This is a genomic window from Halomicrococcus pelagicus (assembly GCF_050954125.1).
The window spans coordinates 81,297-95,795 of sequence record NZ_JBPBWC010000010.1 but is presented as its reverse complement, the minus strand read 5'-3'; the positions used below and the strand labels follow the sequence as shown (position 1 = coordinate 95,795).

Genomic DNA, 14,499 nt, shown 5'->3' with positions numbered 1-14,499 from the left:
GCGCGCCGCTCCGGACCTAGTCGTCGGCCGGGACCGGTTCGCGGGCGGCGTCGAGTTCGTCGAGGCAGGCGAGCCAGTCCACCATGTGCTCGCCGACGTAGTTGAGGAACGCGCCGTTCTCGTACTCGTCGTAGTCGCCGTCGGCGAGCGTGGCCGCCATCGCCGCGTACGCCTCGGCGAACGAGTCCGCCTCCTCGCCGTCTCCCGCGACGAGCGTCCAGAGGTGCTCGTTCAGTTCCAGGCCTGCGACCTCGTTGTTGAGGTCGCCGAACGTCGAGCGCGGGGCCTTGTCGTGTCGGCAGAGCGGCGCGCCGTTGACGATTTGCTTGCCGAGCACGTCGCAGGCGCGCTTGAGGAAGACGCCGCTCCAGATGTCGTCGAACCGCCCCACGTCCCAGGGGTTGTCGTCCATCGGCAACTGGTAGAACGCGGGAACGACCTCCCGGCGGAACGCGAGGTTCATCGAGCAGACCGTGAGGTAGTTCCCCGACGCGGCGACGAAGTTCTCGCCGTAGTCCGCCGGGGACGTGCGCGTCTGGGCCTGTCCCCGGAGGTCGCCGTCCATCAGGATGCGGACGGCGTCGAGGTCGGGCACGTTCGTCCAGAGGCCCTGCGAGGCGACCACGTCGCCGACGCGGGCCCGCTCCGTCGCCGTTTCCTCGTCCATCGCCGAGTAGGGGTAGCCCCGGGGGTAGAGGCCGTGGTCGTCGGCGTTCTGGTAGAGGACGTTCACCCAGTTCTCGTCGGAGGACACTCGCTCGATCTCCCCCTCGTACCGGAGGTTCCGGAGGTGGCGACCGAAGAAGTCCACGTCCGGCAGGGGACGCGTGTCGTCGTCGACGAAGACGCCGTACTCGAAATCGCCCGCCCACAGGTACAGCAGGCCGAAACTGGTCTGGGCGTGGCTGGCCTCGGGGACCAGATGGTCGTACTCCGCGACGCCGCGCTCGTCGAACCACCGTTCGCGGCGGGGACCGTCGAACACCCCACCCGAGACTGCGAGGTCGTCGAGCATCGCCTCCATCGCGTCGGTGTCGCAGAACGATTCGGTGACCAGCACGAAGTGCAGGCGGTCGGTGTCGAAGCCGTGGTCGCGGGCGTTTCCGACGTAGTCGCGCACGCACTCCGGTTCTCGGATGGTCGGTACGACGACGCAGATGTCCTCCTCGCTCATCTCTCGGTACGTGATGGTTTAGGCTACCCTAAAAGGTTGTCTGTTCCGCCTCGACGTCTCCCGCCCCTGAACGTCCCCGGCCGCTCCGGTCGGGGGAGTCAACTTCCTTATACGTCGCGATAAATCCAAATAATCGAACGTCCACGTTTCCTCCGTCATGGAGATCGATTATCAGCGCGAACGCGAGTCGTTCCATTGGGAGATTCCGGACGACTACGCCATCCCGGCCGTCGTCGAGGACCACGCAGACGCCTTCGGCGACCGACTCGCCGTGCGATTCCGGGACGAAGCGGGCCGCGAGGAAGAGCGCACCTACGCCGACCTGCGCGACGACGCGAACCGGTTCGCCAACGCCCTCGAAGCGCTGGGCGTCGGCGAGGGCGACCGCGTGATGCATCTCCTGCCGCGCGACCCGGACGTATTCGCGGTGCAACTCGGCGCGCTGGCTCGCGGCGCGATTCTCGTCCCCTCCTCGGCCATGCTGAAACCGAAGGACATCGCCTTCCGCGCGAACGACTGCGACGCGACGACGATGGTGTGTCACGCCGACCTGACCGACATGGTCGAGGACGTCGCGGCGGAGACGCCGCTCGACACCTTCGTCGTGCTGGGCGACGAGACCGACGGGAGCGAACGCACGGCGGACTGGCGGTCCTTCTCGGACCTGATCGACGGCGCGGCCGCCGACCACGACGGTCCCGACCTGTCGGCGTCGGACCCGATGTCCATCAACTACACCAGCGGAACGACCGGGCAGCCCAAACCCGTGCTCCACCGCCACCGCTGGATGCACTGCTTCGAGCGCGTCAACGGACGCTACTGGTGGGGCGTCGACCGCGACACCGACTTCTCGGACGAACTGCTGTGGGCGACGACCGGCACGGGGTGGGCGAAGTGGTTCTGGAGCCCCGTCGGCGTCGCGCTGACGACCGGCGCGCCGCAGTTCCTCTACGCCGGCGAGTTCGACGCGGAGACGTTCCTCGACCTCCTGGAGGAGGAGGGGGTGACCCGCCTCTGTGCCGTCCCGACCCAGTACCGGATGTTCGCCCAGCATCCCGACCTCGACGCGTACGACCTCTCGCTCACGGAGGCGGTGTCGGCCGGCGAACCGCTCAACCGAGAGCCCATCCAGGCGTTCGAGGAGGCGTTCGGCGTCACCCCGCGAGACGGCTACGGCCAAACCGAGACGGTCGCGCTCGTGACGAACTACCCCGGCATCGACGTGAAGCCCGGCAGCATGGGCAAGCCCGTGCCGGGCATCGACGTGACGCTGCTCGACCACGACGACGAGGCGGTCGAACCGGGCGACATCGGCGAGATAGCGGTGCCGGTCGACAGCCCCGCCATCTTCGACGGCTACTTCGAGAAGCCCCACCTGGACGAGCGGACGTTCGCTGGCGACTACTACCGGACCGGCGACCTCGCCTCCCGCGACGAGGACGGCTACTTCTTCTTCGAGGGCCGGGCCGACGACATCATCATCTCCTCGGGCTACCGCATCGGCCCGTTCGAGGTGGAGGACGCCCTCGTCGGCCACGCGGCCGTCGCCGAGGCGGCCGCGGTCGCCAGCCCGCACGAGGAGCGCGGGAACGTCGTCAAGGCGTACGTCGTGCTCGCCGAGGGCCGCGAGGGCGGCGACGAACTCGTCGAAGAGCTACAGGAGTACATGAAAGCGGAAACTGCGCCGTACAAGTACCCCCGTCGGGTCGAGTTCGTCGACGAACTGCCCAAGACGTCCAGCGGGAAGATCCGCCGCGTCGAACTCCGGGACCGCGAGGAGTCGAAGTTCGGCGAGTGAGCCGCGAGCGTCGGGCTCCGACGGAGGCAGGGCAGCGGCTACCGCCGGCAGAAGAGAAACGCCCGCCTCGCCCGGTATCCCCGCCCGTTCCGCGCTACTCGACCGTGAACCCCTTGTCGGTCAGTATCTCCTGAACGCGGTCGCGGTGGTCCCCCTGGAGTTCTATCTCGTCGTCGTCGTTCACTGTCCCCCCGCTGGCGACCTTGCTCTTCAACTCGGACGCGAGGTCGCCGACGTCGACGTCGTTCGGGTCGAGACCCGTGACGATGGTGACCGGCTTGTCGTACCGGCGTTTCTCCGTTCGTATCGTGATTCGTTGCTCCGTCCGCCCGAGGTCCTCTTCGATACCGAGTTCCTCCGGCAGTCCCGTGATGGAGCTAAGGTCGTCGTCCTCTGGCACAGCAGTACTCGTACGCCGTCGAGACGTTTTACGTTGTCCCCCCTCGCAACGCTGACGAGTCGGACGACCCGGCGTCGGACCGCGGGTCGGTCGAGCCGTTACTCCAGACGGCGACTGGGCGACGCCAGCGTGTCGACTCCCGGACTGTAGTAGAACACGGCGTCGCCCGCGGGACGGTCGAAGCCGTTGGCGCGAAAGAGGTCCTCGGCGTCGACGGTCGCCTCCGCGTCGTACAGCGGCCATCGTTCGTGGGCCACGGTCGTGTAGCGTATCGACCCGTCCTGTGCCTCGGTGAAGAGGCAGTGGCGCTCGGTGAGGAACTCGGCCAGCGACCCCGGGTCGGACCGGAACTGCTCGCCGGTCGGCCGATACGTGGCCGAGACGCGGACCGGGCGCGAACCCGGATGGCGGCGGCGGCTCTCGAAGCGGACCTCCCCGTCCGCGACCGAGAGGTCGATGTCGGCGTAGTAGTACGGCAGGTGGTGGGAGAGGCGCGCGCCGAGCACGCTCAGGAGGCCGTCGGCGTCGAGGTTGAAGAAGTAGATGCCTGGCTCGCCGTCGCAGGTGACGTACGTTCGGAGGTTGAGTTCCGGGAGGCGTCGACCGAGCCGTTTCGGGGTCAGCCTCGGGCGAACGTTGGCGTTCGTGAACGGGACGACGGAGAGCCACGCCTGGCCGTCCCGTGTCTGGACGTCCAGCGCGTCTGGAATCTGTCTGGCGACCAGTTCGGGGTCGACGGACCAGTTGGCGAACAGGACGTGTCGCCAGTCCAGGTGGAGCGACGGGAGCACGGGGTCGGCTACGTTCCGGCGGCAGGTAACCGTACTGTCCGCACGGAGGCGACCCGTCAGAGCGAGTCGAGCACGTCGCCGAACGCGTCCAGTCCCGCGCGGGCCGCCGAAGAGTCGCGACCGAGGCTCAGCCGGAACCGGTCGGCGTCGGCGAAAAAGCGCCCCGGAACGACGAGGACGCCCGCCTCCCACGCCGCCTCGGCGATTTCGTCGCCGTCCGCGGACTCGTGGGCGAGGAAGCCGTACGTGCAACCGGGCGCGACGAAGCCGTGGAGGTCGTCGCGGTCTGCGACGAAGGAGGCGAGCAAGTCGTGGTTCTCGGCGATGCGTGCGCGCGAGTCGTCGTCGAGACGACCGGCGTCAGCGTCGGCGGGGGCCTCGCTCCGCCGGCCCTCGCCGTGGAGCGCGCGACGCGCGAGCGTCACGCTCGGTCCGGCGACGTCAGGGAGGTGGAACCCGACCGACCGTGCGCGCTCGACGAACGACTCGTCGGCGACGAGCCAACCGACCTGCAGCGAGCCGAGTCCGTGGAACTTCGTCAGCGAGTTCGTCACGACGGCGTTCGGCAGGTCGGCCGCGGTCGGACCGCCGAGCGGGCCGTCGCCGCGCTCACCGTCGAACGGCGCGTACACCTCGTCGACGAGGAGGGGGATTCCGGCGTCTACCGCGACGCCACTCGCGGCCGTAAGCGTCTCGCGGTCCGACAGTCGACCGCTCGGGTTGTGGCGGCTCGTCACCGTGATACATTGGGTCGCGTCCGTGACGGCGCCGGCGATGCGGTCCGGGTCGAGCGCGTAGTCGTCGTCCGGCGTACGGCGGAAGCGGTCGACGGTCGCGCCGAACCCCTGGGGGGTCGCCGTGAGCGGTTCGTACCCCGGCTTCTCGACGAGCACTCGCTCGCGTCGCGATTTTTCGTCGTCCGGCGCTTCCTCATCGCCGTCGAGCGCCGCGGCGACCGCGAGGAAGTTGGCGTGGGTCGCACCCGCCGTGACGAGGACGTTCTCGGTGCCGACGCCGTACGCGTCCGCGAGCAGGGCGTCGAGGCCGACGTCGGACGGCGGGGCGGGGAGGTTCTCGAGCGCCGGCGGGACGACGCCCTCTCCCTCCGGTCGTCTCCGGCGCAGGTCGCTCGACCCGAGGTCGTGGTCCGCCCGCTCGGGACGACCCGTTATCCATTCGAGGTACTCGATGTCGGGGAACACGACGAGAGATAGGCGGACCCCGCGTTTAGTTCTCCGGGCCCCGGCAGTGTCATTACCCGCGGACCTTCACGGTGTGTCCGGCGTTCGCGACGAGCTCGTCGAACGCGGCGTCGGCGTTCTCGGCCAGCGGAAAGGTCCCGTGGTAGGGGTCGGGGTCACCGTCCATGCCCGTCACGGTCCGGATGGCGTCCGCGACGGACTCGTAGTTCTCGCCGACGATGTCTTGGACGAGCGTCGGCATCCCGGCGCGGTCACAGAGTTCGCGGGCGGCATCGCGGCCGACGTACACCGTCCCGGTCCGGCGGTCGGCGAGGACGAGCGCGAACGGCGCTTCCCCGAACTGCGCTCGGAGGAACGTCTGGGCGGCGTCGTCCTCCCACGATATCGCGCCGACGTCCCGGAGTCGCCGGAGCGCGGAGGCGGCCGCCGAGCAGAACGGACAGTCCCCGTCGAAGACGAGCACGGCGTCGTAGTCGCTCATGGACGTAGATACGGGCTCCCGGAGCATAAGCGTCCGCGGTCGACGCGTTCAGCGCTTGGAGTTTCCCGGCGGCTTGTCGTGGGCGGCGCGGTGGTCGAGCATCTCCTCGTGCTGGCAGGCCCGAATCGTCAGGTCCGAGCGCGGTTTCGCGGTGCAGGGAAGAATCATGTCCGCGTCCTCGTCCTCCTCGAAGTAGCGGCGGGCGTCGGACTGGTCGATCTCGCCGGAGAGGAGTTCGGCGGCGCAGGTCGTACACCAACCCTGCTGGCAGTCGGCGGGGAGCCAGACACCCTCGGAACGCGCGGCGGCGAGGACGTACTCGTCTTCGGGGACGTCGATGGTCACCGTCTCGCCGGCCTGGTCGACGTCACAGTCCTCCGGCACCTCGATGTCGACGGAGTGGCTACTCACGGGAGAGGATACCAACCAAAAACGGATGAGCGTGTCGTTTACGCCGAGTCGTTGATGCGGTTGTTCGTCGAGTACGGCGCCTCGCCGGGTTCGCCGCGGACGAAGTGGCCGGCCGGGTTTATCTCGCCGTCGCGCTCCATGCTGAGGAGTTCGACGAACCACGCCTCGTGTTCTATCTCCTCCTGCAGGATGCGGCTGGCCATGTCGTAGGTGCGCGGGTCCTTCCCCTGGGTCATGTCGCAGATTTCGCTCCACGTGCGGATGGCGCAGCGCTCGGCCTCCAGCAGGACCTCGAGGACGCCTTCGGCGTCGAGGTTCGAGAGGTCCGGTTCCTCTCCCTCGTGGGGCACCGGCAACTCCGCGTGCGGGCAGGAGGCCCGACCCATGAACTCGTCGATGTCGTAGGGAAGGTGTCCCCCGAGTTCGTACACCCGAGGGGCGACCAGTTCGAAGTGTGCGCGGTCTTCGAGGCGGGCGTCCTCCGTTATCTCCTTGTAGTCCTCGTGACCGGCAAGGTGCATCCGGAGGTTGGTGTAGTAGTAGTACGTCGAGAACTCGGCACCGATAGCGTCGACGAGTCGCTCCCGGAGTTCTTCCGGGTCGACTCCCCGGTCGCGAAGCGTCTCCATCCCCACTCGTTTATCGGTACTTCCCGGTTCGACGCTTCCTGAGCCGTGTCGTCGTTCGTCGTCTGCCATTTTGGTTCCCCCGACCACGAGAACGGTTAACGAACCCTTAACTATTCTTGCCAGTTCGGGAGCAGGAGTTGCGACTCGACGAGGGGGTCGTCGGAGCGTCTCGCTCGAAAAGGAACGACGGTCGTCGCGTTACGCCGAGTCGTTGAACCGGTTGTTCGTCGAGTACGGCGCGTCGCCGGGTTCGCCGCGGACGAAGTGGCCGGCCGGATTGACCTCGTCGTCGCGCTCCTTGCTGAGGAGCTCGATGAACCACGCCTCGTGGTCGATCTCCTCGTTGAGGATGCGCTGGGCCATGTCGTAGGTGCGCGGGTCGCATCCCTCGGTCATGTCGCAGACCTCGGCCCACGTGCGGATGGCACAGCGTTCGGCCTCCAGCAGAACTTCGAGTATGTTCTCCGGCGTCGGGTCGTCCGGCAGTTCGGCGTCCGGACAGGACGCGCGGTCCGCGAAATCGCGGATGTCGGTCGGCAGTTTGCCGCCGAGTTCGAAGACCCGCGGGAAGACGAGCTCGAAGTGCGCGCGGTCTTCGAGACGGGCGTCCTCCGTTATCTCCTTGTAATCCTCCTCGCCGGCGAGATAGCAGCGGAGGTTGGTGTAGTAGTAGTATGTGGTGAACTCCGCGCCGATGGCGTCGACCAGCTTCTCGCAGATTTCGTCGGGGTCGCCGCCGCGCTCGCGGACGAACTCCTTCCCGACTCGCTTGCTCGTGTCACCCGGTGCGATGCTTCCCGAGGCGTGCTGTTTTTCTTCGTCAGACATAGTCTTCTTCCCCTTTTTCGAAATAGTATTTCTATTATTTAAATTCTGGTTTGTGTCTCCGAGCGAAGTTTTGATATACCGAAACCTACTCCTCTGGTAAAGGCGTCGTGGCCGTTTCCGCGGCGGGTATCGAGGTGGCTCCTCGACGACGGGCACAGTACGTTCGGCGCTCGCCGACGGGGCGTAAGCGAACGCTCGACGAGAACGCGAAACGCCGCGGGCGACGAAACGCGTTAGATCCCCCGTCACCAAGACGGAACCAGTGCAGGAGACCATCGACTGGCTTCGGGGCCGCCCGTACTACGAGGGCCAGATCGAACGCCACGAGACGCTCGCCGGGAGCGACGGCGAGTTCCGCGAGGTCGCGGTCGAATCGCGACTCGAATCGGCGCTCGCGTCCAGGGGTATCGAGCGCTTCTACCGCCATCAGGCGGACGCTATCGACGCGGTCCGCGACGGCGAGAACGTCGTGCTCGCGACGCGGACCGCCAGCGGGAAGAGCCTCGCGTACACCGTCCCGGCGTTCGAGCGCGCGATGGACCACGGCGGACGCACGCTCTACGTCGCGCCGCAGAACGCGCTCATCAACGACCAGGAGGAGACGCTGTCCGAACTCGCCCGCGACCTCGGCTTCGGCAGTCGCGTCTCCGTCGACCAGTACACCGGCCGGCTCGACAAGGGGGAGAAGCGGGACGTCCGCGACCGCCGGCCGACGGTCGTGCTGACGACGCCGGACATGCTCCACTACGCGCTGTTGCCGTACGCCCACCGCCTCTGGGACTGGTTCTTCGAGGGGCTCGAAACCGTCGTCGTCGACGAGGTCCACGAGTACCGCGGCGTCTTCGGCAGCCACGTCGCGCTCGTCTTCCGGCGGCTGGCGCGAATCTGCGACCGCTTCGACGCGGACCCGGACGTCGTCTGCTGTTCGGCGACCATCGGCAACCCCGTCGAGCACGCCAGCGGCGTGACGGGACGCTCCGAGTCGTCGTTCCGTCTCGTCGACGAGGACGCGAGCGTCACGGGGCCGACCCACTGGCTGCTGTGGAACCCGCCGGAGTACGAGGACGGCGCCACGACGCGCAGGCGGTCGAACCACACCGAGACGAGACGCCTGTTCGTCGACCTCGTCGCCCGGGACCACCAGACGCTCGCCTTCACGCGAGCGCGGCAGGCCGCCGAGCAGTACGCCATGCAGAGCGAGGAGGACCTCCGGGAGCGCGGCCGGAGCGACCTCGCCGACAGCATCGCGGCCTACCAGGCGGCGCTCCGGAACGACCGCCGACGGGAGCTCGAAACGGGTCTCCACTCGGGGGACGTCAGGGGCGCGTGGAGTACGAACGCGCTCGAACTCGGCGTCGACATCGGCGAACTGGACGCCGTCCTGCTCGACGGCTACCCCGGCACGCGGATGGCGGCGTTCCAGCAGGCCGGTCGCACGGGCCGCGGCGACGACGCCAGCCTCGTCGCGCTCGTCGCGGGCGAGGACCAGCTCGACCAGTACCTGATGAGCAACCCCGACGAGTTCTTCGAGGGCGACCCCGAGCGGGCGGTCGTCAACCCCGCGAACGACGAACTGCTGCCGGACCACGTCACGTCCGCGGCGCACGAGACCTGGCTGTCGCCCGACGACGAGGAGCACTTCGGGGAGTCGTTTCCCGACCTCGTGGCGGACCTCGAATCCGAGGGCGACCTCGAACGCCGCCAAACCGACGCCGGGGTACGCTGGACGTACGACGGCGGTGGCAGCCCCCAGCACGAGATGAGCCTGCGGACCATCGACGACCGCGAGGTCGACGTGCTCGACCGCTCCACGGGCGACGTCATCGCCTCGCTGCCGTTCGGGGACGCCCTGACCGACGTCCACCCGGGAGCGATCTACCACCACCAGGGCCAGAGTTACGAGGTGGTCGACCTCGACCTGGAGCGCGACGTGGCGGAACTGTCGCCGACGTGGGCGGACTACTACACCCGGGTCCTCCACGACAAGGAGATAACCGTCGAGGCGGACCTGGCGGAGAAGACGCTGTCGACTCGCGACGACTGCGTCGTCCGGTTCGCCGACGTGACGATGCGAAAGACCATCACGGGGTTCGAGCGCCGCGACGCCTCCCGCGGGGAGACGCTCGGCCGCGAATCGCTCTCGCTGCCAGAGTTGCCCCTCCGGACGAAGGCGCTGTACTTCACCGTTCCCGACTCGCTCGACCGCGAACTCCGGGCGATGGACGGGAGTTTCAACGGAGCCATCCACGCCGCGGAGCACGGCATGATATCGCTGTTCCCGCTCGAACTGCTCTGCGACCGCCGCGACATCGGCGGTCTCTCGACGCCGCTCCACCCCCACACCGGGGCAAGCACCGTGTTCATCTACGACGGCTACCCCGGCGGCGTCGGACTCACCCGCGAGGGGTACGAGACCGTCGAGAAACTGATGGACAACACGGCGGAGATGATACGGAACTGCCACTGCGACGCCGGCTGTCCGGCCTGCGTTCAGTCGCCCCACTGCGGGAACGCGAACGACCCGCTGGACAAGGACCTCGCCGCACACCTGCTGGAGCGACTCGTCGGCGCGTGAGGGCTCGTCGCGGCCACCGGACTGGTCCCAGAGAGCCGATAGTTCGAGAGGTCACAACGCTTTTAGGCCATCCTAAAATATGTTAGGTCAGCCTAAACATGGACGAAACACTCCGGGCGGCCCGCAGCGAGATCGAGGAACTGGCGGTCGAAGACGGGGAGTTCTGCGTCGCGTGCGCCGAGACGGGCGAGCGCCCGCCGCCCGTCACCGGCGCGCGGTTCGCGAACGCCGACGACGCCCGACGCGCCGCCGCCCTCGCCCGCGAGTACCGCGACGGGCTCCGCGAACACGACCCCGACCTGCCCCGCCACCGGTTCGTCGTCAGCGAGTCCGCCGCCCGCTCGCTCCAGTTCGCCGGCGTCCGGGAGCGAACCGACGACACCCGGGCGAACGGCCTGCCGCGGACCAGTCGGTCGGTCGTCGCCGCCGGCGACGGCGAGGGCGAGTGGCTCCGGATGGCGAACGCACCGCTGGTCCACCTGACGCGAAACGGCGACCCCGTCGGCGACGACGCCGTGGGCCGACAGCTCGACTCGAAGCTCTAAACCGACTCTTCTTCTCGGACGACCGCGCGCAGGTCCGGAATCAGATCGAGGGCCGCGTCGGCGTCGCCGAGCACGAGCAGCGCGTAGTAGCGAAGATACGCCTGGACGGGGACGCGGACGACCGCGAGCACGAACAGGAAGACGGCCACGTAGGCGACCGCGAGGAGGCCGACGACGACCAGCCCCGCCGCGCTCGAAATCAGCGCCGAGACGCCACCGAACCCGACGACGACGCCGACCGCCACGACCGCGAACGGCACCAGCACGACGGCGGCGAGGAACCCGCCGACGAGAGAGACGGCGATTCCGGCGGCGATGGCGAGGACGATTCGCAGCAGGGCGTAGACGGCGAACTGCTTCCACTCCGTCCGGAGCGTCGGCCAGAACGTGCGCCAGCCGTCGAGGACGCCCTCGTCGCGCAGCAGCATCACGGGGACGACGAAGTTCGTCGTGAACCCGTCCACCACCGCGACGACGAGTGAGATGACGACGAACGCGGGGACGAACAGGGCGAGCGCCCCGACGACGACCGCCGGCGACCCCGTCGCCAGCCCCGGGAACAGCAAGAGAGCGAGGCCGACGACCGGGACGAAGACGACGAGGAACAGGGCGATGCGAAAGACGAACAGGCCGAGTCCCTTCCGGAGGTTGTCGCGGGCGTATCGGCGCACGTGGACCTGCTGGCGGCGGAGCGACTCGAGGAAGGCGAACTCCATCACCGACCCGACGAGCACGAACGCCAGCGCGACGAGCAGACCGAAGAGCACCAGCGCGACCGCGGCGGCGACGAGTGTCTCCGACGGAACGAACGAACCGTCCGGCACGACGAACGTGTCGTCGGTCGTCACCGTCCCGCCGTCGACTCTGCCCGGCGTTCCGGTCCCCGTCATCGGCGGTGTCGCGCCGCTCCCCCCGAGGAAGAGGACGACGAACGCGAGTTTCAACCACCGTCGAACGTCGAGCGGAAAGAGGAGCGACCGGACCGGTTCGACCGCGTCGTCCAGGGCTTCGACGGCGTACCAGACCATGATAGATGGTTCGGCCCCTTGATACTTAAACAATCGCAGGAACGCTCTCGTTCCCGGGGATGAGATATAGGGAATCAGTTACGAGAGAGGTTGAAAGAAGAGACTGAGCTCAGTCGGCCCGCGAGCGCGCGTGTGCCGCCCGAACCGCCCGCTCCAGCGAGTCCCGCTCGGCGGGGCCGTGGAGGTGGGACCGACAGTCGCAGTCGGACGCGCCGACGCCGGACACCTCGGGAATCGCGTCGGCGACCGGCCCGTCGGCCCCGAGTCGCCGTGCGACGTCGCACTCGATGTCCCGTTCCGCGGTCCGGACGTCATCGGCGAGGCGTGACGCAGGATGACCGAGCAGGTAGTCGACGTGCCAGTGGCGCGCGTCGTGGTCGCCGCGCGCGATTCGCTCGTGGCGTTCGACGCGCGAGAATCCGCCGGAGCCGAACGCGCTGCCCGTGTAGGCGTACCAGCCAGGAGAGAGGTCGCGGTCTCCACGCGCACCGAACGCTATCTCGGCGTGCGACCGAAACTCCACGAGCAGCGTGTACGTGCCTCGCTCGGTCATGGGTGGGGTCGAGTCGACGTGATTCCCGTGACGGCGGTAACGAGCGTCGCGTCGACGGTACAGTGGTCCTAATCGATGTCGGGGCACAATCAACGTTCTGCAACGCACCAACAATTACCAAAACCACTATATGTAGGATATTTTAATGGTGCGTATGAGGAGACGACAGTTCCTTTCGACGGCAGGGGTCGCGAGCGTCGTCGCGAAGTATCTCCGGAGTGGGCGAGAAGGTCGTCGAAGTCGACTCCGACGCGAACGTCGTCTCCGCGAACGCTCAGAAGGAGGACGGGAGCGGGTCGAAGCTGACCATCCAGGTACTGGAGGACGGTAACGTCGTCAAGGAAACCAGCACGACAGCCGAGTACGGCGTCGCACAGGTCACGGCGGACGTCTAAACTCGCACGTCCGCCACGTCCGCGTCGGCGTACTCCCGCAGCGTTTCCGGGTCGACGGGGAACACCGCTTCCGGGGTGCCGGCGGCAGCCCACACCGTCTCGAACTCCGCGAGCGTTTCGTCGAGGTAGACCGGCAGGTCCCCGTCGTGGCAGAACGGCGGTACGCCGCCGATGGACCAACCGAGGGCGTCCCGAATCTCGTCGGCGTCGGCCATGGACACCGCCTCTTCCGGGACGCCGCGGCGGTCGGCGAGTTTCGCTTCGCTCACGCGGTTCGCACCGCTGGTGACGACGACGACGAGGTCGGTGCCCGCGCGCATGACGATGCTGCTCGCTATCTGTGCGACGTCGCAGCCGACGGCGTCGGCGGCGTCTTCAGCCGTCTTCGTCCCCTCCGGGAACTCGTGGACCTCGACGTCGAAGTCGTGTTCCTCCCGGGCGCGCTCTCGGAACTCCGCTGCTCGTTCGTGCATGTCGAGGCAGGTCGTCCGCGCGGCCAAAGACGTTAGCGGTCCCCCTCCGATCGGTCACCGCGTCCCTCGCCGGACGACATCTCGCCACGGTCGTCGAGTCGACGCTCGTACTTCTCTAGCGCCTCGTCGAGGGCCGCCTCGGCGTCGACGTCCAGCGACGTCGCCAGCGCGAGCAGCGCGAACAGCGCGTCCCCGATTTCGTCGGGGGTCACCGACACCTCGTCGGGGTTCGCGCCGTACGCGGAGGACTCGTTCGCGTCTTTCGCCAGTTCGCCGACCTCGGAGGCCAGGTCGAGCAGGCGAAACGCGGGTGGGGCGTCCATCTCGTGTTCGGCGACGAACGCGGCGACTCGCTGCTGAGCGTCCATTTCAGGGTAGTTTCACGCCGGAGATTTAGGTGCTACGAGTAGACGGTCGGGTATGGCACTCGAAGTCGAAACCGACGAGCGCGTCGAGGTGGTGGACGTGACCGACCGCGTCACCGAACGGGTCCCGACGGACGGAGACACCTGCACCGTCTTCGTCCCGCACACGACCGCCGGCGTCGTCGTCAACGAGAACGAGCGGCGACTGCTCGCCGACCTGGAGGACGCCCTGGCGGACCTCGTGCCCGAGGACGGGGGCTACGGCCACGACGAACTCGACGGCAACGCCGACGCCCACCTGCGGTCGATGCTGCTCGGCGAACACGTCACGGTCCCGGTCGAGGACGGCGACCTGGCGCTGGGGACGTGGCAGTCGATTCTGTTCGTCGAGTGCGACGGGCCGCGGAGCCGCCGCCTGCGAGTTCGGTGACTACACCAGGCGTTCACCGCAGTTCGTACACTCGACCTTCTTCTTCCCGGTCGCGGTCCGCTCGACGCCGAGCGCGCCCCCGGAGTTGCAGCTCGGACAGACGCTCTTGCCGGTCTCGCTCGCCTGCTGCTGGGCCATCCAGCGCAGGTTGCGCTCGGTCTGCCGGAGCCGTTCCGTCGTTTCGTCGAGCTGGGACCGGAGCTGCTCGACCTGCGACTGGAGTCTCTGGACCTGGGTATCGTCGCTCTCGTCGGAGGGGCGGCCACCCTCAGACGAATCCATCTCGTCGGCGACCTCGGACTCGTTGGACGTCATGAGATACGTGTTACCGACACTCATAGATACAAAAATCTGGTGTCGGTACGCGTAGATTTTTGTCGGTGACGACGCCGCTTGATGCGATGTATTCTGGCTTCCGGTA

Annotated in this window: 18 protein-coding genes; 5 read left to right on the top strand and 13 right to left on the bottom strand. The window is 67.8% G+C overall.

Annotation, left to right across the window (positions count from 1 at the left end):
• Positions 1-16: 16 nt before the first annotated feature.
• On the bottom strand, positions 17-1,174 hold the full coding sequence (locus ACRYA2_RS17165; protein WP_433630782.1) for an alpha-1 4-glucan-protein synthase: 1,158 nt from the start codon (positions 1,172-1,174) through the stop codon (positions 17-19).
• Positions 1,175-1,331: 157 nt separating this feature from the next.
• Here ACRYA2_RS17165 and ACRYA2_RS17160 point away from each other — a divergent pair, with 157 nt between their 5' ends.
• Positions 1,332-2,972: an acyl-CoA synthetase gene (locus tag ACRYA2_RS17160; protein ID WP_433630779.1), complete on the top strand. Its 1,641-nt coding sequence runs from the start codon at positions 1,332-1,334 to the stop codon at positions 2,970-2,972.
• A gap of 94 nt (positions 2,973-3,066) precedes the next feature.
• Here the strand turns inward: ACRYA2_RS17160 and yciH are convergent, their stop codons facing one another.
• From yciH to dps (ACRYA2_RS17125), 7 genes are all read right to left on the bottom strand, one after another.
• Positions 3,067-3,372, bottom strand: coding sequence for a stress response translation initiation inhibitor YciH (yciH, locus tag ACRYA2_RS17155; RefSeq protein WP_433630777.1), 306 nt, complete (start codon positions 3,370-3,372; stop codon positions 3,067-3,069).
• Positions 3,373-3,470: 98 nt separating this feature from the next.
• Positions 3,471-4,163: a YqjF family protein gene (locus ACRYA2_RS17150; protein WP_433630775.1), complete on the bottom strand. Its 693-nt coding sequence runs from the start codon at positions 4,161-4,163 to the stop codon at positions 3,471-3,473.
• 56 nt (positions 4,164-4,219) lie between these two features.
• A complete protein-coding gene (locus ACRYA2_RS17145) occupies positions 4,220-5,365 on the bottom strand; it encodes a pyridoxal phosphate-dependent aminotransferase (protein ID WP_433630772.1) in 1,146 nt (381 codons plus the stop codon).
• 52 nt (positions 5,366-5,417) lie between these two features.
• On the bottom strand, positions 5,418-5,846 hold the full coding sequence (locus tag ACRYA2_RS17140) for a DCC1-like thiol-disulfide oxidoreductase family protein (RefSeq protein ID WP_433630769.1): 429 nt from the start codon (positions 5,844-5,846) through the stop codon (positions 5,418-5,420).
• A gap of 48 nt (positions 5,847-5,894) precedes the next feature.
• Positions 5,895-6,257: a 2Fe-2S iron-sulfur cluster-binding protein gene (locus tag ACRYA2_RS17135; RefSeq protein ID WP_433630767.1), complete on the bottom strand. Its 363-nt coding sequence runs from the start codon at positions 6,255-6,257 to the stop codon at positions 5,895-5,897.
• Positions 6,258-6,295: 38 nt separating this feature from the next.
• Positions 6,296-6,955 (bottom strand): DNA protection during starvation protein, encoded by a 660-nt coding sequence (gene dps / locus ACRYA2_RS17130; RefSeq protein WP_433630764.1) that lies wholly within the window; start codon positions 6,953-6,955, stop codon positions 6,296-6,298.
• Between the two features lie 129 nt (positions 6,956-7,084).
• Positions 7,085-7,714 carry a DNA protection during starvation protein gene (dps, locus tag ACRYA2_RS17125; RefSeq protein ID WP_433630761.1) on the bottom strand — a complete coding sequence of 210 codons (630 nt, stop codon included), beginning with the start codon at positions 7,712-7,714 and terminating at the stop codon, positions 7,085-7,087.
• 262 nt (positions 7,715-7,976) lie between these two features.
• On the opposite strand from dps (ACRYA2_RS17125), the gene ACRYA2_RS17120 reads away from it, so the two are divergent.
• Positions 7,977-10,289, top strand: coding sequence for a DEAD/DEAH box helicase (locus ACRYA2_RS17120; protein WP_433630758.1), 2,313 nt, complete (start codon positions 7,977-7,979; stop codon positions 10,287-10,289).
• A 98-nt stretch (positions 10,290-10,387) separates the two neighbouring features.
• Positions 10,388-10,834: a DUF7552 domain-containing protein gene (locus tag ACRYA2_RS17115; protein ID WP_433630755.1), complete on the top strand. Its 447-nt coding sequence runs from the start codon at positions 10,388-10,390 to the stop codon at positions 10,832-10,834.
• On the opposite strand, the gene ACRYA2_RS17110 is transcribed toward ACRYA2_RS17115, so the two are convergent.
• Both ACRYA2_RS17110 and ACRYA2_RS17105 read right to left on the bottom strand, forming a co-directional pair.
• Positions 10,831-11,862: a DUF7544 domain-containing protein gene (locus ACRYA2_RS17110; RefSeq protein ID WP_433630753.1), complete on the bottom strand. Its 1,032-nt coding sequence runs from the start codon at positions 11,860-11,862 to the stop codon at positions 10,831-10,833. The two genes, ACRYA2_RS17115 and ACRYA2_RS17110, sit on opposite strands and share 4 nt — an antisense overlap.
• A gap of 109 nt (positions 11,863-11,971) precedes the next feature.
• Positions 11,972-12,415 carry a GIY-YIG nuclease family protein gene (locus ACRYA2_RS17105; RefSeq protein WP_433630750.1) on the bottom strand — a complete coding sequence of 148 codons (444 nt, stop codon included), beginning with the start codon at positions 12,413-12,415 and terminating at the stop codon, positions 11,972-11,974.
• Positions 12,416-12,633: 218 nt separating this feature from the next.
• Between ACRYA2_RS17105 and ACRYA2_RS17100 the strand changes: the two genes are divergently transcribed.
• The gene (locus ACRYA2_RS17100) at positions 12,634-12,810 is read left to right on the top strand and encodes a hypothetical protein (protein ID WP_433630748.1); all 177 of its coding nucleotides are present in this window, start codon (positions 12,634-12,636) and stop codon (positions 12,808-12,810) included.
• On the opposite strand, the gene ACRYA2_RS17095 is transcribed toward ACRYA2_RS17100, so the two are convergent.
• Both ACRYA2_RS17095 and ACRYA2_RS17090 read right to left on the bottom strand, forming a co-directional pair.
• On the bottom strand, positions 12,807-13,283 hold the full coding sequence (locus ACRYA2_RS17095; RefSeq protein ID WP_433630745.1) for a YbaK/EbsC family protein: 477 nt from the start codon (positions 13,281-13,283) through the stop codon (positions 12,807-12,809). The two genes, ACRYA2_RS17100 and ACRYA2_RS17095, sit on opposite strands and share 4 nt — an antisense overlap.
• Positions 13,284-13,315: 32 nt before the next feature.
• Positions 13,316-13,651 (bottom strand): MazG nucleotide pyrophosphohydrolase domain-containing protein, encoded by a 336-nt coding sequence (locus ACRYA2_RS17090; protein ID WP_433630742.1) that lies wholly within the window; start codon positions 13,649-13,651, stop codon positions 13,316-13,318.
• A 52-nt stretch (positions 13,652-13,703) separates the two neighbouring features.
• On the opposite strand from ACRYA2_RS17090, the gene ACRYA2_RS17085 reads away from it, so the two are divergent.
• Positions 13,704-14,078: a secondary thiamine-phosphate synthase enzyme YjbQ gene (locus ACRYA2_RS17085; RefSeq protein WP_433630740.1), complete on the top strand. Its 375-nt coding sequence runs from the start codon at positions 13,704-13,706 to the stop codon at positions 14,076-14,078.
• Here the strand turns inward: ACRYA2_RS17085 and ACRYA2_RS17080 are convergent, their stop codons facing one another.
• Positions 14,079-14,393, bottom strand: coding sequence for a hypothetical protein (locus ACRYA2_RS17080; protein ID WP_433630738.1), 315 nt, complete (start codon positions 14,391-14,393; stop codon positions 14,079-14,081). It abuts the gene before it with no gap.
• Positions 14,394-14,499 lie beyond the last annotated feature (106 nt).

Excerpts from the sequence above, each read along its gene's own strand:
- ACRYA2_RS17165 (WP_433630782.1), bottom strand. The coding sequence starts at position 1,174 with ATGAGCGAGGAGGACATCTGCGTCGTCGTACCGACCATCCGAGAACCG.
- ACRYA2_RS17160 (WP_433630779.1), top strand. The coding sequence starts at position 1,332 with ATGGAGATCGATTATCAGCGCGAACGCGAGTCGTTCCATTGGGAGATT.
- ACRYA2_RS17140 (WP_433630769.1), bottom strand. The coding sequence starts at position 5,846 with ATGAGCGACTACGACGCCGTGCTCGTCTTCGACGGGGACTGTCCGTTC.
- dps (WP_433630764.1), bottom strand. The coding sequence starts at position 6,955 with ATGGCAGACGACGAACGACGACACGGCTCAGGAAGCGTCGAACCGGGA.
- dps (WP_433630761.1), bottom strand. The coding sequence starts at position 7,714 with ATGTCTGACGAAGAAAAACAGCACGCCTCGGGAAGCATCGCACCGGGT.
- ACRYA2_RS17115 (WP_433630755.1), top strand. The coding sequence starts at position 10,388 with ATGGACGAAACACTCCGGGCGGCCCGCAGCGAGATCGAGGAACTGGCG.
- ACRYA2_RS17110 (WP_433630753.1), bottom strand. The coding sequence starts at position 11,862 with ATGGTCTGGTACGCCGTCGAAGCCCTGGACGACGCGGTCGAACCGGTC.
- ACRYA2_RS17105 (WP_433630750.1), bottom strand. The coding sequence starts at position 12,415 with ATGACCGAGCGAGGCACGTACACGCTGCTCGTGGAGTTTCGGTCGCAC.
- ACRYA2_RS17095 (WP_433630745.1), bottom strand. The coding sequence starts at position 13,283 with ATGCACGAACGAGCAGCGGAGTTCCGAGAGCGCGCCCGGGAGGAACAC.
- ACRYA2_RS17090 (WP_433630742.1), bottom strand. The coding sequence starts at position 13,651 with ATGGACGCTCAGCAGCGAGTCGCCGCGTTCGTCGCCGAACACGAGATG.
- ACRYA2_RS17085 (WP_433630740.1), top strand. The coding sequence starts at position 13,704 with ATGGCACTCGAAGTCGAAACCGACGAGCGCGTCGAGGTGGTGGACGTG.
- ACRYA2_RS17080 (WP_433630738.1), bottom strand. The coding sequence starts at position 14,393 with ATGACGTCCAACGAGTCCGAGGTCGCCGACGAGATGGATTCGTCTGAG.